We start from the raw sequence: 20,453 nt of genomic DNA, 5'->3' as shown, positions 1-20,453 counted from the left end.
CACATTCCCCAATCTACTCCGATCAGGGATTCTAATATTGTTGCAGATTTGGGGACATTTGGCTAACTTCTGGCTTTGAAGTCCTTAAATTTTGTCTGAAATTCATACATTAACCGATTGACATTATTGGTTTCATTAGGAACAATATCATATTCCCATTTTCGTTTGCGACTCGCCAGGAGTTTTGCTACTGAATTAGAAGAACTATTAGAGACAAAATAACAATCCCCAGATACTCTTAATTCCGAAGAAAAGGCAATAAAAGCCTGAGCTAATTCTAAGGGCAATTCCGAGGCATAATGGTGACAGTCTATGGCGATAAAAATTCGAGATGCCCGAGGTTCTCTTTTATTCGTCCGACAACTATCGGCTTCCATTTTATACAGAACACAAACATCACAATCATATAATACTCTTAAACGACCATGAATTTTAACTCCCAAATGAATTTCTAAAGGGGGTTTTTGTTCAAATTCAATCACAGCATGGGTATAGGGTTGGGTCAGATCATAAATTTGTCCTGCCCGTCTACGAAACACTAAGGTTTCTGGATTTCGTTTCAAAACATCTTTATAATAAACGAAGGCTCCTTCATTACGAGCGGCTTTGATAATAATATTAAAAATGTAGAATTTAAACCAATCCTCAATATCTCTGGCGGTTTCTAGATCGGGATTTAAACTCTGTTTTAACTGTTGATTGATATTATCTAATAAAGCGGTATTAATCGACATTGGTTCCGATCTCCTGACGTAATTGTTCTAGCAATTTTTTTAATTCTTGGCGGTGTTGTTGGCGGCTATTAACAGATTCAATACTATATTTAAACATTGTACCTTTTCTATCCACGGAGGAGGTAAATCTCAATTCCGGTTTTAAATCACTATTCTGGGTTTCATGGCGGAAAATATCCAGAATTTCTGTTTCGATTTCTCCGGTATTAATTACCGATTTCTCAATGGCATTAATTAAAAGTAAAAGTTGTTCTTGGGGGCTATAATAATTTAACTTTAAATTGGGAGATTTCCGTCCTGATACCAGTTCTTCGGTGGTTTTTCCCGCACTAATAACGTCGGCAACTTGTTCCGTTACCCACCCCAATTTTATAGAGTTTAGCATCTCTACAAGTGCCTGATAAATGGCTAAACAATCTTCTTGAGTCATAATGGTTTCTAATGAGTTTCGACACTGTGCGATCGCTCACCTGCTTCTATTCTAACAATTTTTTGTAAAAATGACTTAAAAATCAACTTTTTTTGTGAAAAACCAAAAACCCTTAATTATAGGAAGGTGTAGCGGTTTAAACTGTTAAGCTGCATATTGCCATCGGGGATACTGGCACAACAAGGGATTGATTATCGCAATTCTCAGACTGATTAGGACAAAGACTAATCCAGCTAACCGCTTACGTTGAAACCTTTTCCCTCTGTTACCTGTTCCCCCCTCTGCTAAAATCGAGCTTCCACCGGGGCTTGAGTTTTGAGGAATTCCGTATTGACTCCCGACTCCCGCACCAAGACAATTTTGCCCGTCCGAGCAATTTCCCGAATCCCAAACCGACTTAAAACCTGGACAATAGCCACCATTTTTCCGGGGTCGCCAACCACTTCAATAGTTAGGGCGTCATCTCCAATATCCACAACCCGCGCCCGAAAAATTTGCGCTAACTCAATAATCTCAGAACGAGTCGCACTGCTATTGTAATTAACCTTTAATAGCATCAATTCCCTTTCCACACAGGGAACTCCGGTAATATCCTGCACTTTCAGAACATTGATCAGTTTGTAGAGTTGTTTGGTCAACTGTTCAATAATATGGTCATCCCCAGGAACCACCATTGTAATTCGAGAAATCCCCGATTGTTCCGCCGGGCCGACGGCCAAACTCTCAATATTGAAACCCCGACGAGCAAATAAACCCGCAATGCGCGTCAGGACTCCGGCTTCATCTTGAACTAAAACAGATAGGGTGTGTTTCATGCTGCCTACAAATTAATCTGGGACTACGCTCCCGACTTAAAATTAACTATATTAATCATCAATTGTACACCGAATCCAGATCACGGATTTAATAGGATTACGCAGATTAACACAGATTAAAATCCGTGAAATCCGTGAAATCCTCTTAAATCCGTGATCCATTTCAAGATTAAACTCTCTGATTTGGGCGTAAGACGCTACACTGTACAGTCAGGAAATGCTTAAGAGAATTGACAGTCATGCCTGTTTCTAACCTATCCCAGTCTTTTGCTCGATCTAGTTCTGACTCCGATCAGGAATTTGATGTGATTGTCATTGGTTCTGGTATTGGGGGACTGGTGACGGCGACCCAATTGGCGGCCAAGGGTGCAAAAGTTCTTGTCCTAGAAAGCTATATTATCCCGGGCGGCAGTTCTGGATATTTTGAACGGGACGGATACAGATTTGATGTCGGTGCATCCATGATTTTTGGATTTGGGGACAAAGGAACCACCAACCTCCTAACCCGCGCCCTGGAAGCTGTGGACGTCACCCTAGAAACCATTCCCGATCCGGTTCAAATTCATTATCACCTACCCAATGATCTCAAATTACGGGTACATCGAGATTATGAGAAGTTTTTGCAAGAACTAATTACTCGCTTCCCCCAGGAAGAAAAAGGAATTCGTAAATTTTATGATCAATGCTGGAAGGTCTTTAACTGTCTGAACTCCATGGAGTTGCTATCTTTGGAAGAACCTCGTTATTTAATGCGGGTATTTTTCCAAGAACCGAGATCATGTTTAGGATTAGTTAAGTATTTACCCCAAAATGTCGGAGATATTGCCAAACGTTATATTAATGATCCTGAACTTTTAAAGTTTATTGATATTGAATGTTACTGCTGGTCAGTGGTTCCGGCTGATTTAACCCCGATGATTAATGCTGGAATGGTATTTTCCGATCGCCATTATGGAGGAATTAATTATCCCAAAGGAGGCGTCGGTCAAATTGCGATCAAATTAGTCGAAGGATTAGAAAAATTTGGTGGACAAATTCAATATAAAGCTAGAGTCAAACAAATTATATTGGAAAACGGAATAGCCGTTGGAGTAGAACTAATTGATGGTAAAGTTTATCGAGGCAAAAGAATAGTTTCTAATGCCACCCGTTGGGATACCTTTGGCAAATTAATTCCCTCCGACTCTATTCCAAAGGCTGAAAAAAAATGGCGAGAACGCTATCAAAAATCCCCTAGTTTCTTGAGTCTACATTTAGGAGTAGAAGCCTCAGTCTTACCTCCAGAAACCGATTGTCACCATATTATTGTCGAAAATTGGGATAAAATGGAGGAACCCGAAGGCACAATTTTTGTGTCCATTCCGACTTTATTAGATCCAAGTTTAGCCCCGGAAGGCTATCATATTGTTCATGCTTTTACCCCTAGTTGGATCGATGATTGGCAAAAATTACCCGAGTTTGAATATGAAGCCAAAAAAGAACAAGCTGCGGGCAGAATTATTGACCGTTTAGAAATACTTTTCCCCGGGTTAGATGCCGGGTTAGATTATATGGAAGTGGGAACAGCGCGATCACATCGTCGCTTTTTAAACCGACAGGATGGAACCTACGGCCCCATTCCCGCCTATAAATTAAAAGGACTTCTGGGAATGCCCTTTAACCGCACATCTATCCGAGGGTTATATTGTGTCGGTGATAGCACTTTCCCCGGCCAAGGATTAAATGCTGTTGCCTTCTCCGGCTTCGCCTGCGCCCATCGGGTAGCCGTTGATTTGGGACTTTAATCAGTCATCAGTGTAGAGACGTGACCGGGCGCAGCCATGCCGAAGGCTATTGGTGCGTCTCTGATAATTAAGCTGTTAATTGCAGTATTTTATCGGGTTGTATTTTTCTGTTCAATTACTTTTTCTGTTTTTTCGGGATTCTGTTTTTTCTTTAAATCAGCCCCCGCCGTGATTTTACCTTTAATGCTCTTAGGCGTTGATCATGGAGGGAAGAAGAAATTTTCTCCCCTCTTTTTAAACTAATTTTGCCGTTGATACCTTTAGGCGTTGATCACTCACAAAAACGATAATTCGCCGATCACATCCAAACGCTTAAAATCACTCAGGGCTAGGAATTTTTCCGAGAGGGTTTCCGCAATGGTCGGTGTAATCCAACCCATTTGTTTCAATAGATGAATCGCCGTGGCATATTTAGCCCGGGTTGACCCATCCATGACTTTAATTGCTAATCCCAAACCTTCCCCAATGCGTCCCACACATTGCACTCCTTCCGCCCCGGACTTGCTGACCAGTTCTCCTTCGGTTAAACGCATTAATTCCGTATCAAAATGTCCCTCTCCGGCTACCATTTCGGGATGATGGGTCATGGCCCGGACAATCCGTTCCCGGTCTAGGTTATCCCCGGAAGCTAATTGAGCATAGAGTATCCCCATTTGACCCAATTCCAAATAATAGGTCGGCGCTCCGCAGTCATCCCTGGCGCTGAGGAACTCATCGGGAGGTAGTCCTAATAATTCTCCGACTTTACCAATAATCAATTGTTGTAGAGGATGTTTCCGTTGTAAATAGCTTTCTAATGGCCAATGACATTGTTGACAAACCGCTAACATTCCGGCGTGTTTTCCCGAACAGCCATGTTGTAGGGGGCTATTTTTCCCGGCTGGAATCGGACACTGGAGTTGGACGGGTTCAACATCGGCCCGCCAGAGAATATTAAAAGCCTGTCGAGCCTGTTCGACGGTTCCTTGATGGGAACTACAAATAATCGCTAAATCAATATCGGTTAAATCATATCGTTCCATTGTGCCTGTAGTGGTCACGGCTAAGGCTTGAAAGGGTTTTAAGGCTGAACGGATAAAGGTGGCGGTGTCGGAGTTTCCGGCAACGGATAACACCCGTCCTCGGTGATCACAGACCGTCGCTTGCACCCGATGGGTAGACTCAACCAGTCCTTCCCGCAGGAGTCTAACTTCCAGTTCTTTAGCTTGTGTTCGTTTTCCCCGTGTCATATTTTAAAATTTAGAGTTTATCAAGAGAATCGGTGAATATTTACAACAAGACCCAGATTAATCCTCCTCCAAGCAACAATCCGGCTATTCCATAATAGGTTTGTCGTAATCGAGTTAGAATCGGTTGCACTTGATGGGAGAGAATTAACCGATCTTGGACTAAAAATTCCGGGGTTTTCAGCCAAGTCTGGCCATCATACCATCCTGATTCTTCGTAGAAAATCCTAGGATTGAGCAGACGGGATCTAATATAGTACCAGCCTAAAGATAACCGAATCACGACTAAGGTTAAAATAAAAGTTGCTCCAGAAGCAGCACCAAGAATCAACTGCCCCGGATATTTGCTCGGTGTAAAACTAGCCGCGGCGACGGGACAAAAAATAATCCAGCTAATCAACCACACCCAGAATAATTTTCTCAAATATTGGGGCCAGTTGAGTGTGACCCAACTAAAAAACCAAGATTCTTTGAGTTCTTGATATTCATTAACAGGACGTTGTTCCGGGGGAACCGGACAGATGGATACCGAAACATCTCTCATATTAAGAAATCTGGGATTTTTTAAGATATTGCTTTTAATTTTATGGCAGTTAGGACTTGACATTCCCCCGATGGCAAATATTTAGACAATATTGTCCCAGGTGATCAAGAATATTGTACAGGTTTGGTTAAAATATGATCGACACATCCTGGGTTTGTAGATTAGTCTAGTATCAATAGATAGATTTTTGTAATTGGGAAAAAATTCATGCGCTATCGAGTTCGTGCTATTACTCTCGCCGGTTTGGTTTTTGTATTCGCGCTATGGGTGACACCAGCAAGAACCCAAGAAAATGCAGCAGAAGAAGTACAAGCAGAGCAAGTTCAACCTGCTGCTGTTAGTGCCGATCCCAAATTGGCAATTACGACTCAAGATCCTACAATTCCTGTGGACGAACTGGAATTATTAGTTAGACCATTAAGTTTAGAAGAATTGCAAAATGAATCAGCAGCTTGGCTGATCTTGCTAAAAGATAAAGTTCAAAAAATCAGTAATGCGGAAATAGCTATTAAACGGCAAAATCAAAGCATCAACAAACAACAAGAAGCATCTGATTCCCTAAACAAGTCACAGGAAGCCCTGAAAGCAGCAGAAGAACAACTCAAGACGGCAACTCCTGGTTCTCCAGAATATCAAGAAGCTACAAAAAAAGTAGAAGAAGCCAAAGAAAACCTGAAAAAAGGACAGGAATCTATTAATGAGGCTCAAGAAGCTAAAAAGGACGTTCAACCAGATTTCTCTCAAACAACTGAGAGAACAAATAGAAGGGGTTCAAACCCCTGATCCTAATAAACAATCTTCCCAAGAGTTGAATAAAGCTGCAATTGCTTTAGATAACACCAAAATAGAAGGTGATGGGAGTACCAAAATAGCTGGGCCAGTTGATACTATTGACAATAATGAAAGTCTTAAAACCAAGGGAGAAAAACTAGAAAAAGCCGCAGATCAATTAGATAAAAATGCTGATGCAGAAGCGAAATTAAAGAATCAACTCGTAGCTAACGTTACAGAACTGCAATCAGAGCGAACCGCCATAGTTGACAGATTCAAAGTTGTGCTTGCAGAATTAGAACGCAAAGGAGGAGATCCTAAACCTTATCTAAAATATATTGATGCCATCAGCGTAGTTTCAGTTGACTTGAAAGACAGCGAGGGTGTGGGCGTTCGCTTGATGAGTTGGGTGAAATCAGGAGAAGGTGGCCTGCGCTGGGCAACCAACATCGGTAAATTCGTAGGTATTGTGATTGCCTCTACCATTGTTTCTCAGATTCTCGGAATTATCTTAAATCTCTCTTTAAAACGGATTGGGGGTGCATCTGAGCTATTGCGTCATTTTACCGTCATGGTCGTCAAACGTGGTGGTATCGTTGTCGGTGTAATGTTAGCCCTGACCGCACTAGAAGTCAGCCTGGGCCCAATTCTAGCCCTGCTTGGGGGTGCAAGTTTCATCTTGGCTTTTGCCCTACAAAGCAATTTGGGTAACTTTGCCAGTGGTTTGATGATTATGTTTAACAAACCCTTTGATATTGGTGATGAAGTCAAACTTGGTGGTATTTGGGGTTATGTTGATTCTATCTCTTTAGCCAGCACTAAAATTAAAGGTTTCGGAGGTCAGATGTATGTTATTCCCAATAATACTGTTTGGGGTGGGATGATAGAAAATCTGACTGATGGGGAAATCCGTAAAGTAGCGGTTTGGTTGCGAATTGGCTTTAAAGAAGACTTAGCAAGTGTGCAAAAATTATTGGTGGAAATTATTCAATCACACCCGAAAATTCTTCAAGATCCCAAACCAGGCAAATTTCTCTGGTCAGTTGAAGATTACTATTTCTCTATAGGTGTAAGTGGTTGGACTAAAACAGAAGATTTTTGGGGAGTTCATGAAGAAGTAATTCAGATGATTCAGGAACGTTTTAAACAAGAAAATATCCAGATGTCAGCAGTTCCTGAACGCAACCTGAATTTCGGACAAACAATGATTGAAATGCCTAAGTCTGTTGTGAAAATGCCGACAGCATCTCTCCCTGAATAAATGCCTGTAGACAATATTAAAGATGGGCTTCGATAGAACAGGGTAGTTCACTCCCATTCATTTGGTACAGGACTTACGCATATAACGGTGTGACAAGGCTTTGAAATTGCTTCACGACCCTTCGCAATCACACAATTACGTTATCTGTGCGTAAGTCCTTTAATTTTTGCAAGTCCCGATCAACCTATTCTCAATAAAATCAAGGGAAAATGCCACAATAGAAAAAGTTAAGTTTTGAAAACACAAAATATGACCACGGCAACCGAACTTCCACCTTTAATTCCCCGGGAACTACTGTTTGGCAACCCCGAACGCACTAGCCCCCGTCTTTCCCCCGATGGTAAATACCTGGCCTATATTGCCCCCGATGAAAAGAATATTTTACAGGTTTGGTTAAAAACCGTTGGACAGGAGGAAACCCGAGCTTTAACCCGTGATCCAAAACGAGGTATTCGATTATTTTTCTGGACTTATGACCCCGATCAACTGATTTATGTTCAAGACTCCGATGGCGATGAAAACTGGCATTTATATTTAGTAAATGTCCAAACCCAGGTTGTTCGAGACTTAACTCCGTTTCAAGGAGTTAACTCCAACGTCGTTAATTTAGACCACAAATTCCCTGATCAAATTTTAGTCGGAATGAACCTGAGAGATCCGCAGGTTTTTGACGTTTATCAGGTGAATTTAAAAAACGGAGCCGTTGATTTCCATACGGAAAATCCGGGTAATATTGTTAGTTGGACGGCCGATGCTGAGTTTAATATCCGGGCGGCAAGTTCTAGCACCGATGATGGTGGGTTTGATTTATTATATCGAGAAACTCCCGAACATCCTTGGGAAACCCTCCGTCATTGGGGGCCCGATGAAGAAGGAGGGGCGGCTTTCTTTTCCAATGATGGCAAAATTTTATATATGGTGGGGAACCATGATGCTAATGCTGAAAGATTAATTGCATTGGATTTATCCACCCGTCAAGAAACAGTAATTGCCGAAGATCCTGAATATGATATTGGCGGATTATTAGCCCATCCTACCACCCGAAATATTGAGGCGGTTTCTTTTTATAAAGATAAGGAAGAATGGCAAATTATTGACCCGATTATTGCCGAAGATATCGAGGCAATTAAACAAATTCGTCCGGGGGAATTTGGGATTAGTCGAACATTATCCGATGAAAAATGGTTAATTAGTTTTGTCACCGATGACGGCCCGGTGTATTTTTACGTTTACGATCGCCCCACCAAAACCCATAGCTTTTTATTCAGTAATAAACCCAAATTAGAAGGCTTATCTTTAGCCTCTATGGAACCAATTTCTTACACCGCAATTGATGGGTTAACCATTCATGGTTATTTAACCAAACCCGTTGGGGTTGAGCTTCCCGCCCCGACGGTGCTATTGGTTCACGGTGGCCCCTGGGCGCGAGATACCTGGGGTTATGACTCCCAAGCCCAATGGTTAGCTAACCGGGGTTACGCGGTCTTACAGGTGAATTTCCGGGGATCAACGGGCTATGGCAAAGCCTTTCTAAATGCCGCCAACCGAGAATGGGCGGGAAAAATGCACCAGGACTTAATTGATGGTGTGAATTGGTTAGTTGAAAATGGCATTTCCCAACCGGATAAAATTGCAATTATGGGCGGGTCTTATGGGGGTTATGCGACCTTGGTTGGCTTAACATTTACTCCCGAAGTTTTTGCCTGTGGTGTGGATATTGTCGGGCCGAGTAATATTATTACTTTGATGCAAAGTATTCCGCCCTATTGGGAACCCATTCGCAAGAATTTCTATCATCGGGTGGGGAATTTAGACACGGAACCGGAATTTTTAAAACAGCGATCGCCTTTATTTTTTGTTGACCGGATTGAGAAACCTTTATTGATTGGTCAAGGAGCCAATGATCCCAGGGTTAAACAAGCGGAAAGTGAACAGATTTTTGAGGCGATGAAACAAGCTGATAAACCTGTAGAATATGTGTTATATACCGATGAAGGACATGGTTTTGCCCGTCCCGAAAATCGCTTACATTTCTATGCAGTCGCCGAAGAATTTCTGGCTAAATATTTAGGCGGACGCTTTGAACCGGTGGGAGAAATGACTGGACATTCTGGTGTGATTAAATCCTGAAATTAACCCAGGGCTGTAGAGACGTTGTATACAACGTCTCTACAGGTATTGATGATTTGATTAACCCGTTAATTACCCCAAACTTTACTGTTTATGTTCCAATATATTCTCGGTATTTTATTTCCCATTATCATTGGATTTACACTAAATTCTTCGGTGAAAGTGGTTAGTACCAGTGACCAAGCTATTGTTGAAAGATTAGGTAAATATAGACGGACTCTAAAACCAGGACTGCAATTTATTATTCCTGTGGCGGAGAAAATTGTTTATTATGATACCAACCGTGAACGTTTATTAGATATTGACCCTCAAGAAGTGATTACAAAAGATCAAATCACCCTCAGAATTAATGCGGCGGTTTTTTGGAAAATTGAAGATTTACAAAATTTTTATTATAACGTTGAAACCGATAAAACCAAAGAAGCGATTTCTAATTTAGTTTTAACCACACTTAGGGCAGAAATCGGGTTAACGAATCTGGAAGAATTATTAGCTAAAATTAAAGACATTAACAGAAGATTATTATATGCCTTAGCAGAAGGAACAAAGACCTGGGGAATTACTATAATTCGGGTTGATATTCAAAATATTACTCCTCCTAAATCTATCCAAGAGTCAATGGAACGCAAACGGGTTGCTGAAAGTCAAAAACAGGCAGAAATTTTAGAAGCTCAAGGACAAGCTCAATCGATTCGAGTGTTAGCAGATACTTTAGGATTAAAAACCAATAGTCAAGAATTTTTAAAATTTTTAATTACAAAACAATATGTTGAAGCTAACCAACAGTTAAGTCAAAGTGCTAATTCAAAAATTATCTTTATGAACCCTAGTCAATTAACAGAATCCATTACTAATCTAATGGAAACCAATACGGAAAATTTGAACAATCCAATTATTTTACCCAATTTAGAAGAAGTAACTAAAATTCAACCTAATCCTAATATTCAAAAAACCTAGACTATGCCTTTATAGCAGGGAACACCGGAACAGCCCCCCAAACCCCCCGTGCACGGGGGGCTGGGGGGAAAACACTTTACCGTCTGGGTTCCAATATCCGTCTGGTGTCTTAACTGCCTTGGTGGTTGCTTTATCTCCAAACTACTCAAACTCGAATTTTCTCTCATTTTATTGATTTTTCTAAACTTGGTTTTTCATTCTACCCTATTTAGGGCTTGCTGAATAAGGAATGGAAAAGGAAAAGAATGATTAATTAATTTTGCTTTTCCCTGATCGGGTTGATGGATATAATTAATTAAGGGATATTTTACTTTAAGTTGCGATCGCATTTCACCCGTAAAACTATCATCAATTACGATAATTTCAAAGTCGGTAAAAGTTTGTTGGTAAACACTATCAATGGCCTAACTCCGTAGAGACGAGCCACGGCGCGTCTCCTCCTCCGCAGAGGTCATAGAAATAATCACACTAACTTTAGGGGTATGGTTAGGAGACAGAGGAGTTAAGTAGACCGTTGCATCCGCACTATTTCCCGCCAAATGACCCTGGAGGAAGGTTTGATTTTGTTGTGCTTCTATTCCTTGAAAGGCTTCTAAACGCCGTCCTGATAGATGGTTATAATCGTGATTTTGATGAATAGCGGTAATTAATTGACTTCCATTAATCACCGGAATATTGTTAGATTTAACGAGGGTTGGATATTGGGAGAAATTGATAAAGGGGTCGCTATCATAATATATCCTCACTAATCTTCAATGGTTTCTGTTAGAACTTGGCTTCGACATCTTATGAGAGTTTTAGATATAATACATAATATAGCCATCCTAAATCAGTTGTAATATTTCCATCTATATTTACCCCTCCCAACCCTCCCCTTAGTAAGGGGAGGGCTAGGGTGAGGTTATATATTTCTATCACAAATCATTTAAGATTGCTATAGTAAAATTTTTTAGGGTTAAAGTTAACTATTAATACCATGAATTCTAAAATAGTTTCACAATACGAACAAGATTTTTACGGCTGGACACAGTGGCAAGTACAGGTAATAGCCAACAGACAAGTATCAGAATTAGATTGGCAAAACTTACAGGAGGAGGTACAAGCCTTGGGAAGACAGGAATACCGAGAATTAGTCAGTCGTATTACTGTCTTGTTAGGGCATCTCCTCAAGTGGCAATATCAACCAGAAAACCGTTCTCGCAGTTGGTTTCTGACCATCAGAGAACAGCGCCGTGCCATTAGTCGCCATTTTTATCGTAATCCTAGCTTAAAGTCTCGCATAATTGACGCTTTGGAAGATGGCTTTGAAGCAGGAGTTGATTTGGCACTACGAGAAACAAACTTGCCATTAAGAACTTTTCCCGAAAAATGTCCATACAATTTTGAGGAAGCGATCGCAGATGGTTTTATCTGCGATACTAGCCAAGATTGGGAATATTGAACACCGAGAGTGCCTTGAGAATTAAGTTTCACGTCAGGAATATAGCCTAAACCAAACTCTTTGGCGGTTGCTGACAATATATCCTCCCTAATCTTCCATAGTTTCCGCTAGAACTTTTGCTAATAATTTAACTATTGCTGCATTATCGGATTTTGATTTTTTACTAACGGTGATTTCCGGTTGATATTGAACTTGAGTTAATTGAGTTTTCGCTTGTTCTAGTTCGGTTTTTAGTTTGGTGATTTCCTCTTTTTGTTGATGAAACTGGGAAACATATTGTTCTAACTCGACCTGCACTTCATCCAGTTGAAATTGAGTTAATTCTAATTCTTCTCGAACTTCATGCAGTTCTGAACGAGATTGGTCAAATTCTTTCTGGGTTTGTTTAATGTTGATTTGAGATTGTTCTAATTCCGTTTGAGATTGTTCTAATATAGTTTGAGATTGTTTGAGTTCGGTTTGAAGTTGTTGATTTTGGTTTTGAGTTTGTTCTAATTCCGTTTGGGTTTGTTTAAGGTTGGTTTGAGATTGTTCTAATTCCGTTTGAGATTGTTCTAATTCCGTTTGAGATTGTTCTAATATAGTTTGAGATTGTTTGAGTTCGGTTTGAAGTTGTTGATTTTGGTTTTGAGTTTGTTCTAATTCCGTTTGGGTTTGTTTAAGGTTGGTTTGAGATTGTTCTAATTCTGACAATATTTGATCTCGTTGAGATTCTAACTCAACTAAATTTTCTGCATTTGCGTGCAGTTGAACTTGAGATTGTTCTAATTGAGTTTGGGTTTGTTGGAGTTGGGTTTCTAATTGTGACCGTTGGGTTTGAGATTGTTCTAATTCCTGTAATATTTGATCCCGTTGAGATTCTAACTTAACTAAAATTTCTGTACCTTCGTCCTGTTGAACTTGAGATTGTTCCAATATTAACAAAACCTCTTGGTATTGGGACTGTAAAATTTCTAACTCCTGTTTGGTTTCTTGAAGTTGCTTGGCAATTGAAGATAGGGGTTTAACCGGATGAATTCCGTCCTCAGTCCTAACAGTTTGACGCACATAAAATGCTTCTCCCCAAGCGGGATGGTAAGGAGTATCCTCGGCAACAATATCAAATTGATAGTCGGAGAGAAACTGATTAACTTCTTCCGCTAATGCACCGCCTTCAAATAGTTCTTGATAATGAACATTGGTGTAAATAGCATCTAAGGTATTTAGAAGTTGGTTAGCACCTTCCAAGGCCAAAAGTTCAGCACCTTGGATATCGAGAATCAGAATATTAAAATCACTAGGAGAGAGGTTCAGTTCTTCCAGGAGAGTATCCAGGGTGCGCGAGGAAAGGGTGAGTTGTTGAATTTCTTTAATATTGGGGTAAATTTCACTGTACTGTTTCCAGGGCAAAATAGAACTGCTAGACTCAAGGGAAGTTAGGTGCAGGGTAACGGTGTCGTTATGGTTGGCAATAGCAGCTTGAACCACCTGGATATTGGGACTATCGGCAAAATTCTCTTGCAGTCGTTCAACGGCGCCTTGGTTGGCATCAATGACTAGGATTTTAACGGTATTGGGGAGGTTGAGACGTTTGAGGGTTTTGCCATCGTAAGCACCAATCAAGATAATGCCGCGTGGGGTGATGTTGTGGTGTTGGCAGAGGTCGGGAAAGTTGAGTTTCATGGAGAGGGTTGCTTGAGGTCTAATGATTTGAGTTTCCATTGTATCAGGTAGTAGAATTGAATTAACGGAAACCATTAATAACTGATCCTATCCTTATTTATAATGCCCATTGCTAGGAGTACCAATATGTTTACAGAAGAAAAAGTGACTACTAATGTTGAAGATAAAGATATTCAATTAATGAATTTAGAGGAGTTTTTTGAATGGTATCCTGATGGTCATGGTCGCTTTGAATTACATAATGGAGTTATTGTTAAAATGCAACCGACAGGAACTCATGAACAAGTAGCGGGCTTTTTAGCTTTGGAACTGGGTGTGGAAATTAAACGTTTAAATTTGCCATTTTTTATCCCCAGACAAGGGCTTATTAAAGCAATAGACTCTGATAAATCAGCTTATATTCCTGATGTGATGGTATTAGATTTTAATGCTATTATGAATGAATCTATGTGGAAAAAGCGATCGACGATTACTCAAGGAACAAGCATTAAATTAGCGATAGAAGTCGTGAGTACCAATTGGCAAGATGATTATTTAATGAAACTAGGAGAATATGAAAAATTAGGTATAGGTGAGTATTGGATTGTTGATTATTTGGGTTTAGGAGGTCGGCGCTATATTGGTGATCCCAAACAACCGACTATTTCGGTTTGTAATTTAGTGGAAGGAGAATATATGGTAAATTTATTTAGGGGTAAAGATATAGTGCGATCGCTTACTTTCCCAGAACTTAATTTAACGACCGAACAGATATTTCAAATCGGGCAATAAACCCCTATTATAATCTATAATTAAGTAACAAAAACTTTAATCTCAATGATTTTCATTGTCTAACCTTAGTAAAAATTGATGAATGTCAGTCTCAAGATTTTCTTTTAATTTTAATGCTTTATCCAAATTGATTTTAAGTTGTTCATACTCAATAGTTGCACCATAAGGATGACGAAAAAAGTGACGGAAGCCTCGCAAATTATTCAAAATAGCATGGGTATTATAAGATAAAAATGCCGGACGGATATCAGGAATTTCCATGGTCATTCTCTGGAGTAATAAACTATGCCATTGGCTAGAGTTACTAATATTATTTTCAAAGCAACTAGCCACTATTTTCAGTAAGTCCTCAGTGGCACAGTATAGGTTTTGACATCCACCCCGCAGTAAAACGGGCGGGGATTCCCAAACCTCACGATTTAGGTTTCTGCTTCATAGCACCCGCCTTTACAGATTGACTCTGTTCAGGTCTTACAGTCGCTCCACAGACTGACACTGCGAGTCCCGCAGCCAAAATATTTTTACTCGCGTTGAGATCTCGGTCATGGACTACCTCACACTTAGGGCATTTCCATTCACGAATATTTAGTGGCAATTTATCCATTGTGTGACCACAGTTCCCGCAGCGTTTAGAACTAGGGAACCATTGGTCAATCTTAACTAGATTACGCCCATACCAAAGACACTTGTAATCTAATTGCCGAATCAACTCACTCCATCCGCTATCAGAAATAGCCAGTGCGAGCTTGTGGTTTTTGATCATATTCTTAACTGCTAACGACTCAACGGCAATCGTTTGATTTTCGCGTACCAAGTTAGTCGTCAGCTTATGCAAGAAATCTTTACGGGAATCTGCAATTTTAAGGTGAACTTTTGCTACCTTAATCCTCGCTTTTTCCCTATTCTTGGAACCTTTTTGTTTACGAGAAAGATTCTTTTGCGCCCGTTTCAATCTTTTGTAATGCTTCTTAAATTGTTTGGGGTTAGACACTTTTTCACCGTTGCTGGTAGCAATCAGGCTTGTAATACCCAAGTCAATCCCAATCGCATTATCATTAACAGGCAATGGCTTAATTGTTGGATCATCGAAACGAATGGAAATATGCCAACGTCCCGACGGGTGCATCTTAACGGTTACAGAGGACGGCTCACATCCTTTTGGAATCTGCCTAGACCATCGAATATCTAAAGGCTCAACACTTTTCGCCAGGTAGATTTTTCCATCTTTAAACTTAAATGCCGACTTTGTAAATTCAGCACTACCACCATTCCTTTTTTTCTTGAAGTTGGGATATTTTGCCCTTCCTGCAAAGAAATTAGCAAATGCCGATTGAAGATGTCTCAACCCTTGTTGTATTGGTACACAGCTAACTTGATTAAGAAAATCCAAGTCTTCTTGTTTTTTCCATTTGGTCAGCATAGAGGATGTTTGGTTATATCCAATTTTTTCTTGTCTTTCGTACCATCCTTGAGTTCTCTCATGGAGAGCCTTGTTGTAAACCAACCTTACACAACCCAAAGTGCGTCGCAATAGCGACTCTTGCTCTGGACTTGGGTAAAATCGGTAACTAAAGGCTTTTTCCATACCTCACATTATAGTATATCTTTTTGTGAATGTGTTAAATTAAAAATATCAAAGCCGTCGTAGAACGACGGGGTTTCTACCCAATTTTTCGATGAATTTGATAGGCAATACTTTCTAAGATTACGTCATCATCTACTGCCAACTTCGCAACCCTATCTAGTAGTTTTTGATGAATTCTTTGTATATCATTCATCTGACCCTCTAAGTCAACTTTTAAAAGGATGAGTTTATTGCTGTCCATGGAATACCTGTTTGTCTAATCCGATCGCCAAAGTGACATTTGTAAAGTTCAATTACATCCACATCACGCCCCATAGTCTCAGAAATAAAGCCAATTACAGCAAAAAAATCATCGGGATTAATTTGCTCAACAGCGATATCAATATCAGAGTTTTGATGAAATCTTTGGGGTTGTGTTAGCGAGCCAAAAATATAGGCTGTTTGAATACCATACTGCAATCCATGTTCATCTAGCCATTCCACAACTTTTTGCAACAATTTTTGACGTTCTCTCTCATTTTGTTCATAGCGATCGCGAATAATTTGATCTAACTTAGACGTCTCAAAGGGAGTAGTTAATTTCATACTTGATGTCCTTCGGGAAAAAAATCCTCATCTACCAACTCTTCCCAAGTATAAGGGCAACCTTGAGGAAAAACCTTCTCGTCCAGAAAAGTCTCTTTACTCGCTCCTTTGCGTCCATACTTATACCCCTTACTAACGGCTTCTTGGATTCGAGTTTGCAAGCCAGGATTATCCTCAAGGATACGTTCTATTTGAATTCTTTGCTTGTCAATAGAATGTCGCCAACTTGGGGAGCGACGTTCTTTCTGATATTGCCATTTCAACAAATGCAAGGTTAGCTGTTCAATTGCAGATACAAACGCTCGATATTCACTGCGTCCCAAGTCTTCAATCTCCTCAATAATATTGCTCCAATCCACTTGATCAAATTTTTTTTCCCGCAGTAATTGAGCCTGTTGACAAGACCAAGTATAAAAATCATTCTCGTAAAGATTATGTTGAATCATATTTTCTGTTTTGCTGATAGGCTAATCTCATTGCTTGAATAGGGATTTCAACCATCTCTATCTTAATCCAAAGATTTAAACAAAGGCGGTTGAAACCGCATCTACACAAACAAAACCCGCCGACACGGGTTGAAGATTTCACCGGTCGGATTTTTCTTTTCATCCCCAAATACCATCTTTGTCCGCGAAGGCGGACATCGTTTGTGTAGCCGCGATTTCAATCGCCTTTTAATTACCCGGCTTTATTCCTTTCTACCACTTTTCAACGAAAAGTGCACTAGGGGAAGTTGTGATCGCCTTGAGGCAATTTCTCGTCCGTCTTGATAACACTCTTCAAGAATTTCCTTAAATCAAATCTGGATCAATCCCTAGCTCACGCAACTTAGCCGCCAACTTAGCCGCCCTTTGTTCAGCTTGATGTTGAGCCTGTTCAGCCTGATGTTGGGCTTGTTCAGCTTGATGCTTGGCTTGTTCCATCTCTCTTGGGCTAAGTAATTTAGCTCCTGACTTGGGTGCATAAAAACGCATCTCACCATTTGTCTCTAACCATAGCTCTAAGCCCAGTGTTTCAGAATAAACTGAGAGGTGATCGCCATGAATTTGCTCTGAAATTGGTAAATAATTGCCTTCAATCAAACGAAATCCTTGCAAAGATGGCTTCAAATAGTCAGCAGTCGGATCATATTGAAAATATTCTTGCACTCCCAAATAAGCATATAAACCTCTTTTCGTACCACGATCTTCACTCTTCGTACTTTTTGAAGTAATTTCCAGCACAAAGTCAGGGATTTTGCCCTGTTCCTCCCATGTCTTATAGGAAGGTCGCTTTTTTTTCTCAACGCCAAACACCACAAACACATCGGGAGCTACGACTGCTTTGGGGTTGCCCTGTTCGTAATAGATAAATAAATTTCCAGAAACATAAACATTAGCATTTTCTTGAAAATAACTGTCTAAGGCTTCGACACCATAAATCAAGTAATCTCTAGTTGCATCACTCTCAGCCATTGGCAAGCCATCACTATCAGGATAAGTAACATCAAAAAGTGAATATCTGAGGGAAGTTGTCATCATTGAGACCTCATAAAACCCGATCTTAAGACTAGGGTAACATATTCACCATTTCACCAGACAAGCTTTAAACAAAGGCGGTTGAAACCGCATCTACAGAAACAAAACCCGCCGACGCGGGTTGAAGATTTCACCGGTCGGATTTTTCTTTTCATCCCCAAATACCATCTTTGTCCTGATGGTGCGCGGATATCGTTTTTTTGTTCTATCCATTCCCCTAATCGCTAATTTCCACAATCGCTTCTCCAGCTTCTAGCATTGGTAATGCTTCGGCAAAAGTATTGCTCAAAATCAGTCGCAGGTTTCGGTTAGTAACATTCCCACAAGTCAACCAGAGAATTTGAGGTGGAGTTCCTAAACGAGTAACTAACTCCACAAAATCGCTGTCTTTACTAACAATAACCGTCCCTGGGTTCCTGGCAGCATTGAAAATCTCTATATCTTCAGCATCTCGTAACCCCAAATCTCTAATAGCCGTAGCATTAACATTAAAAGTTTCGACCAACCAATTAGCTAAACTTGGAGGAAGTTGGGCATCAATCCAAAAATTCATACTGTTAATTTAGGAATATTAGTTCGTCGGGCAGCAAACAACAAACAAGCTTGAATATCCTCCGCCTCCAAGTCGGGGAAATCTTCTAAAATTTCCCCACTACTAACATTTTCTGCCAGCATCTCTAAAATATCAGAAACGCGAATTCGCATCCCTCGAATGCAAGGTCTCCCTCCACATTGCCTGGGGTTATAAGTAATTCGATTAAGCAAGCTTTTTGCAGTCATTTTAGTTACATTTATTGCCACAATCAAACAATTTTAACAACCATTATCCTAGCTTTTCCACATCAACCCATCTCCCCTGTGTAGCCGCGATTTTAATCGCCTTTTAATTACCCGGCTTTATTCCTTTCTACCACCAGGGATTAGGCCTTGTTGAAAACATCCCAATCAATCCCCAATTGTCGTAGTGCAGACCGTAGTGTTCCTACTTTGAGGTCACGACTTCCCCAATCGGTGTAGCACCGAAGATTGCTGTGTATTTGGATTAAACCATTTTCGGTGAGAGCCACCCGCGCGTCGAGGCAATTCTTGACAATTCAAGGCTTTGAGTTTTCGAGCCACTTCGCGATACTTCATGGACTGACCACCAGAGTTTCTAGCCACAGGGAATGGTTAGCATCAGCAACGCAGAGATTTAGCGGTAAAGCTCGTCCTAAATCTTCATAAATCTCAACCACAGCAGCTAGAGCATCCTGAACATTGGCCAGAGCTTCCTCAACGGTGTCACCCTCGGTCAGAAGTTCTGGCAATAATGGGGATGTCACCGTAAATCCCCCTTCAGGTTGTGGTGAGAGCAGCAATGGAATCTTATAAAGCATTTTCTGTAGATTCTCCTCTATAGACTTCACGATCGCATCCTCTAAACGCCCCAACTGTTCTCAAGTCTCCCCATTTAACAGCCGAACAAATCTTTCAAATCGGGAAATAAACCCCTATTATAATCTATAATTAAGTAATAAAATGACATCATTATTAAATTGGAGAGTGTAAATCCTATGAGTGCAGGGAATTTGATCAAAAAAGCTAATCAACTTAAGCGAGAAGGTAAGTTAGACGAGGCGATCACACTTTATCATCAAGCGATCGAGATCAACCCCCATTTTGCTTGGACTTATTATGACTTAGGAGATGCTTTGGTTAAAAAGGGAAATTTAGATGAGGCTATTGCTTGTTATTCCCAGGGTTTGAAAGTTAATCCCAATTCGGCTTGGTTATTTTATGCTTTGGGAGATGCTTTAGCCCAACAGGGAGATTTAGAAACTGCTGTTGAATATTTACAAAAAGCTATTGAGATTCAACCGGAAATTAGGGGGAATATAAAACTGCTAGGCTTGTATGAGAATGTTTGTAAAAGATTGAATAAATCGAGCAAAGTTGAGGATGATTCACAAGTTTTAAGACCAGCTAAAAAAATAATTAGAAGCCCAGTATTGCCAAAGGATACCCTGCCTGATGATCATGGACAATATGTACTTCATAAGTATCTAAATGAAGAAGGACATTTTGATTATGATCGCTATGCCCGAGTTCAAGAAGCTGGGAATGAGCGCAAATTAGATCAGGTATGGGTAAAAAAAGAAAATACGGAGTTTCTTCAACATCAGAATTAGATCCTTTTGGGGCAGAGGCTAGTGTGATGCCTATGCTTGTGAATCTGTGGGGACAGGGAAAATATGCTGTCA

The 20,453-nt window shown here is 40.3% G+C and carries 25 protein-coding genes; 8 read left to right on the top strand and 17 right to left on the bottom strand.

From position 1 onward, the window contains the following. Nucleotides 1-62 precede the first annotated feature (62 nt). The 3 genes from AC559H_RS07475 to ilvN all read right to left on the bottom strand — a co-directional run bounded on the left by AC559H_RS07475 (nt 63) and on the right by ilvN (nt 1,979). A complete protein-coding gene (locus AC559H_RS07475) occupies nt 63-734 on the bottom strand; it encodes a hypothetical protein (RefSeq protein ID WP_233422967.1) in 672 nt (223 codons plus the stop codon). Further along, nucleotides 724-1,164, bottom strand: a complete 441-nt coding sequence (locus AC559H_RS07470; protein ID WP_237745624.1) for a hypothetical protein — start codon at nt 1,162-1,164, stop codon at nt 724-726. The genes AC559H_RS07475 and AC559H_RS07470 overlap by 11 nt, the downstream gene beginning before the upstream one ends. 284 nt (nt 1,165-1,448) lie before the next feature. Next, entirely contained in the window at nt 1,449-1,979 is a 531-nt protein-coding gene (ilvN, locus tag AC559H_RS07465; RefSeq protein ID WP_026786440.1) for an acetolactate synthase small subunit, read from the bottom strand. A 239-nt stretch (nt 1,980-2,218) separates the two neighbouring features. Here ilvN and crtH point away from each other — a divergent pair, with 239 nt between their 5' ends. Further along, nucleotides 2,219-3,763, top strand: coding sequence for a carotenoid isomerase (gene crtH, locus AC559H_RS07460; RefSeq protein ID WP_026794182.1), 1,545 nt, complete (start codon nt 2,219-2,221; stop codon nt 3,761-3,763). 275 nt (nt 3,764-4,038) lie between these two features. Here the strand turns inward: crtH and AC559H_RS07455 are convergent, their stop codons facing one another. Continuing rightward, complete coding sequence (locus AC559H_RS07455) at nt 4,039-4,992, bottom strand: asparaginase (protein WP_026786442.1); 954 nt, start codon at nt 4,990-4,992, stop codon at nt 4,039-4,041. A 40-nt stretch (nt 4,993-5,032) separates the two neighbouring features. Further along, the gene (locus AC559H_RS07450) at nt 5,033-5,533 is read right to left on the bottom strand and encodes a CGLD27 family protein (protein WP_026794181.1); all 501 of its coding nucleotides are present in this window, start codon (nt 5,531-5,533) and stop codon (nt 5,033-5,035) included. A gap of 207 nt (nt 5,534-5,740) precedes the next feature. Here AC559H_RS07450 and AC559H_RS07445 point away from each other — a divergent pair, with 207 nt between their 5' ends. The 4 genes from AC559H_RS07445 (at nt 5,741) to AC559H_RS07430 (ending at nt 10,652) form a co-directional block, all read left to right on the top strand. Then, the gene (locus AC559H_RS07445; protein ID WP_051319833.1) at nt 5,741-6,316 is read left to right on the top strand and encodes a hypothetical protein; all 576 of its coding nucleotides are present in this window, start codon (nt 5,741-5,743) and stop codon (nt 6,314-6,316) included. Beyond that, nucleotides 6,231-7,565 (top strand): mechanosensitive ion channel family protein, encoded by a 1,335-nt coding sequence (locus AC559H_RS07440; protein WP_233422969.1) that lies wholly within the window; start codon nt 6,231-6,233, stop codon nt 7,563-7,565. The genes AC559H_RS07445 and AC559H_RS07440 overlap by 86 nt, the downstream gene beginning before the upstream one ends. A 249-nt stretch (nt 7,566-7,814) precedes the next feature. Then, nucleotides 7,815-9,695, top strand: coding sequence for a S9 family peptidase (locus AC559H_RS07435; protein ID WP_026794180.1), 1,881 nt, complete (start codon nt 7,815-7,817; stop codon nt 9,693-9,695). Between the two features lie 93 nt (nt 9,696-9,788). After that, nucleotides 9,789-10,652 carry an SPFH domain-containing protein gene (locus tag AC559H_RS07430; RefSeq protein ID WP_071782628.1) on the top strand — a complete coding sequence of 288 codons (864 nt, stop codon included), beginning with the start codon at nt 9,789-9,791 and terminating at the stop codon, nt 10,650-10,652. 194 nt (nt 10,653-10,846) lie between these two features. On the opposite strand, the gene AC559H_RS07425 is transcribed toward AC559H_RS07430, so the two are convergent. Both AC559H_RS07425 and AC559H_RS07420 read right to left on the bottom strand, forming a co-directional pair. Continuing rightward, nucleotides 10,847-11,053 carry a glycosyltransferase gene (locus tag AC559H_RS07425; RefSeq protein ID WP_148292156.1) on the bottom strand — a complete coding sequence of 69 codons (207 nt, stop codon included), beginning with the start codon at nt 11,051-11,053 and terminating at the stop codon, nt 10,847-10,849. Between the two features lie 3 nt (nt 11,054-11,056). Then, a complete protein-coding gene (locus AC559H_RS07420) occupies nt 11,057-11,398 on the bottom strand; it encodes a hypothetical protein (protein WP_026794179.1) in 342 nt (113 codons plus the stop codon). A gap of 230 nt (nt 11,399-11,628) precedes the next feature. On the opposite strand from AC559H_RS07420, the gene AC559H_RS07415 reads away from it, so the two are divergent. Next, a complete protein-coding gene (locus tag AC559H_RS07415; RefSeq protein ID WP_026794178.1) occupies nt 11,629-12,093 on the top strand; it encodes a DUF29 domain-containing protein in 465 nt (154 codons plus the stop codon). An 87-nt stretch (nt 12,094-12,180) separates the two neighbouring features. Here AC559H_RS07415 and AC559H_RS07410 read toward each other — a convergent pair whose 3' ends face one another. Further along, a complete protein-coding gene (locus tag AC559H_RS07410; RefSeq protein WP_158442067.1) occupies nt 12,181-13,794 on the bottom strand; it encodes an FkbM family methyltransferase in 1,614 nt (537 codons plus the stop codon). 87 nt (nt 13,795-13,881) lie between these two features. Between AC559H_RS07410 and AC559H_RS07405 the strand changes: the two genes are divergently transcribed. Further along, the gene (locus AC559H_RS07405) at nt 13,882-14,526 is read left to right on the top strand and encodes a Uma2 family endonuclease (RefSeq protein WP_026794177.1); all 645 of its coding nucleotides are present in this window, start codon (nt 13,882-13,884) and stop codon (nt 14,524-14,526) included. A gap of 42 nt (nt 14,527-14,568) precedes the next feature. On the opposite strand, the gene AC559H_RS07400 is transcribed toward AC559H_RS07405, so the two are convergent. From AC559H_RS07400 to AC559H_RS07360, 9 genes are all read right to left on the bottom strand, one after another. Next, nucleotides 14,569-14,913, bottom strand: coding sequence for a ribonuclease toxin HepT-like protein (locus tag AC559H_RS07400; protein ID WP_330943386.1), 345 nt, complete (start codon nt 14,911-14,913; stop codon nt 14,569-14,571). A gap of 25 nt (nt 14,914-14,938) precedes the next feature. Next, entirely contained in the window at nt 14,939-16,111 is a 1,173-nt protein-coding gene (locus tag AC559H_RS07395; RefSeq protein ID WP_026798474.1) for an RNA-guided endonuclease InsQ/TnpB family protein, read from the bottom strand. Nucleotides 16,112-16,324: 213 nt separating this feature from the next. Beyond that, nucleotides 16,325-16,696, bottom strand: a complete 372-nt coding sequence (locus AC559H_RS07390; protein ID WP_026794176.1) for a nucleotidyltransferase family protein — start codon at nt 16,694-16,696, stop codon at nt 16,325-16,327. Beyond that, the gene (locus AC559H_RS07385) at nt 16,693-17,142 is read right to left on the bottom strand and encodes a DUF29 domain-containing protein (protein ID WP_036833930.1); all 450 of its coding nucleotides are present in this window, start codon (nt 17,140-17,142) and stop codon (nt 16,693-16,695) included. The genes AC559H_RS07390 and AC559H_RS07385 overlap by 4 nt, the downstream gene beginning before the upstream one ends. A 345-nt stretch (nt 17,143-17,487) precedes the next feature. Continuing rightward, on the bottom strand, nt 17,488-18,213 hold the full coding sequence (locus AC559H_RS07380) for a Uma2 family endonuclease (RefSeq protein ID WP_026794175.1): 726 nt from the start codon (nt 18,211-18,213) through the stop codon (nt 17,488-17,490). Between the two features lie 217 nt (nt 18,214-18,430). Then, nucleotides 18,431-18,766 (bottom strand): DUF5615 family PIN-like protein, encoded by a 336-nt coding sequence (locus tag AC559H_RS07375; RefSeq protein ID WP_026786450.1) that lies wholly within the window; start codon nt 18,764-18,766, stop codon nt 18,431-18,433. Beyond that, nucleotides 18,763-18,993, bottom strand: coding sequence for a DUF433 domain-containing protein (locus AC559H_RS07370; RefSeq protein ID WP_026786451.1), 231 nt, complete (start codon nt 18,991-18,993; stop codon nt 18,763-18,765). The genes AC559H_RS07375 and AC559H_RS07370 overlap by 4 nt, the downstream gene beginning before the upstream one ends. A gap of 213 nt (nt 18,994-19,206) precedes the next feature. Continuing rightward, nucleotides 19,207-19,347: a type II toxin-antitoxin system HicA family toxin gene (locus AC559H_RS07365; RefSeq protein ID WP_237745626.1), complete on the bottom strand. Its 141-nt coding sequence runs from the start codon at nt 19,345-19,347 to the stop codon at nt 19,207-19,209. Next, nucleotides 19,344-19,589: a type II toxin-antitoxin system HicB family antitoxin gene (locus tag AC559H_RS07360; protein ID WP_026794174.1), complete on the bottom strand. Its 246-nt coding sequence runs from the start codon at nt 19,587-19,589 to the stop codon at nt 19,344-19,346. The genes AC559H_RS07365 and AC559H_RS07360 overlap by 4 nt, the downstream gene beginning before the upstream one ends. Nucleotides 19,590-19,766: 177 nt before the next feature. Here AC559H_RS07360 and AC559H_RS07355 point away from each other — a divergent pair, with 177 nt between their 5' ends. Further along, nucleotides 19,767-20,381, top strand: coding sequence for a tetratricopeptide repeat protein (locus AC559H_RS07355; RefSeq protein ID WP_026798473.1), 615 nt, complete (start codon nt 19,767-19,769; stop codon nt 20,379-20,381). Nucleotides 20,382-20,453 lie beyond the last annotated feature (72 nt).

It is taken from the genome of Planktothrix prolifica NIVA-CYA 540 (assembly GCF_963864145.1).
GTDB lineage: Bacteria > Cyanobacteriota > Cyanobacteriia > Cyanobacteriales > Microcoleaceae > Planktothrix > Planktothrix agardhii.
The sequence above is the reverse complement of the archived record's forward strand: the minus strand, read 5'-3'. Positions and strand labels throughout refer to the sequence as shown.

Coding starts and splice junctions, on each gene's coding strand:
- AC559H_RS07475 (WP_233422967.1), bottom strand. CDS start 734: ATGTCGATTAATACCGCTTTATTAGATAATATCAATCAACAGTTAAAA.
- AC559H_RS07470 (WP_237745624.1), bottom strand. CDS start 1,164: ATGACTCAAGAAGATTGTTTAGCCATTTATCAGGCACTTGTAGAGATG.
- ilvN (WP_026786440.1), bottom strand. CDS start 1,979: ATGAAACACACCCTATCTGTTTTAGTTCAAGATGAAGCCGGAGTCCTG.
- crtH (WP_026794182.1), top strand. CDS start 2,219: ATGCCTGTTTCTAACCTATCCCAGTCTTTTGCTCGATCTAGTTCTGAC.
- AC559H_RS07455 (WP_026786442.1), bottom strand. CDS start 4,992: ATGACACGGGGAAAACGAACACAAGCTAAAGAACTGGAAGTTAGACTC.
- AC559H_RS07450 (WP_026794181.1), bottom strand. CDS start 5,533: ATGAGAGATGTTTCGGTATCCATCTGTCCGGTTCCCCCGGAACAACGT.
- AC559H_RS07445 (WP_051319833.1), top strand. CDS start 5,741: ATGCGCTATCGAGTTCGTGCTATTACTCTCGCCGGTTTGGTTTTTGTA.
- AC559H_RS07440 (WP_233422969.1), top strand. CDS start 6,231: ATGAGGCTCAAGAAGCTAAAAAGGACGTTCAACCAGATTTCTCTCAAA.
- AC559H_RS07435 (WP_026794180.1), top strand. CDS start 7,815: ATGACCACGGCAACCGAACTTCCACCTTTAATTCCCCGGGAACTACTG.
- AC559H_RS07430 (WP_071782628.1), top strand. CDS start 9,789: ATGTTCCAATATATTCTCGGTATTTTATTTCCCATTATCATTGGATTT.
- AC559H_RS07415 (WP_026794178.1), top strand. CDS start 11,629: ATGAATTCTAAAATAGTTTCACAATACGAACAAGATTTTTACGGCTGG.
- AC559H_RS07410 (WP_158442067.1), bottom strand. CDS start 13,794: ATGGAAACTCAAATCATTAGACCTCAAGCAACCCTCTCCATGAAACTC.
- AC559H_RS07405 (WP_026794177.1), top strand. CDS start 13,882: ATGTTTACAGAAGAAAAAGTGACTACTAATGTTGAAGATAAAGATATT.
- AC559H_RS07395 (WP_026798474.1), bottom strand. CDS start 16,111: ATGGAAAAAGCCTTTAGTTACCGATTTTACCCAAGTCCAGAGCAAGAG.
- AC559H_RS07390 (WP_026794176.1), bottom strand. CDS start 16,696: ATGAAATTAACTACTCCCTTTGAGACGTCTAAGTTAGATCAAATTATT.
- AC559H_RS07385 (WP_036833930.1), bottom strand. CDS start 17,142: ATGATTCAACATAATCTTTACGAGAATGATTTTTATACTTGGTCTTGT.
- AC559H_RS07380 (WP_026794175.1), bottom strand. CDS start 18,213: ATGACAACTTCCCTCAGATATTCACTTTTTGATGTTACTTATCCTGAT.
- AC559H_RS07375 (WP_026786450.1), bottom strand. CDS start 18,766: ATGAATTTTTGGATTGATGCCCAACTTCCTCCAAGTTTAGCTAATTGG.
- AC559H_RS07370 (WP_026786451.1), bottom strand. CDS start 18,993: ATGACTGCAAAAAGCTTGCTTAATCGAATTACTTATAACCCCAGGCAA.
- AC559H_RS07365 (WP_237745626.1), bottom strand. CDS start 19,347: ATGAAGTATCGCGAAGTGGCTCGAAAACTCAAAGCCTTGAATTGTCAA.
- AC559H_RS07360 (WP_026794174.1), bottom strand. CDS start 19,589: ATGCTTTATAAGATTCCATTGCTGCTCTCACCACAACCTGAAGGGGGA.
- AC559H_RS07355 (WP_026798473.1), top strand. CDS start 19,767: ATGAGTGCAGGGAATTTGATCAAAAAAGCTAATCAACTTAAGCGAGAA.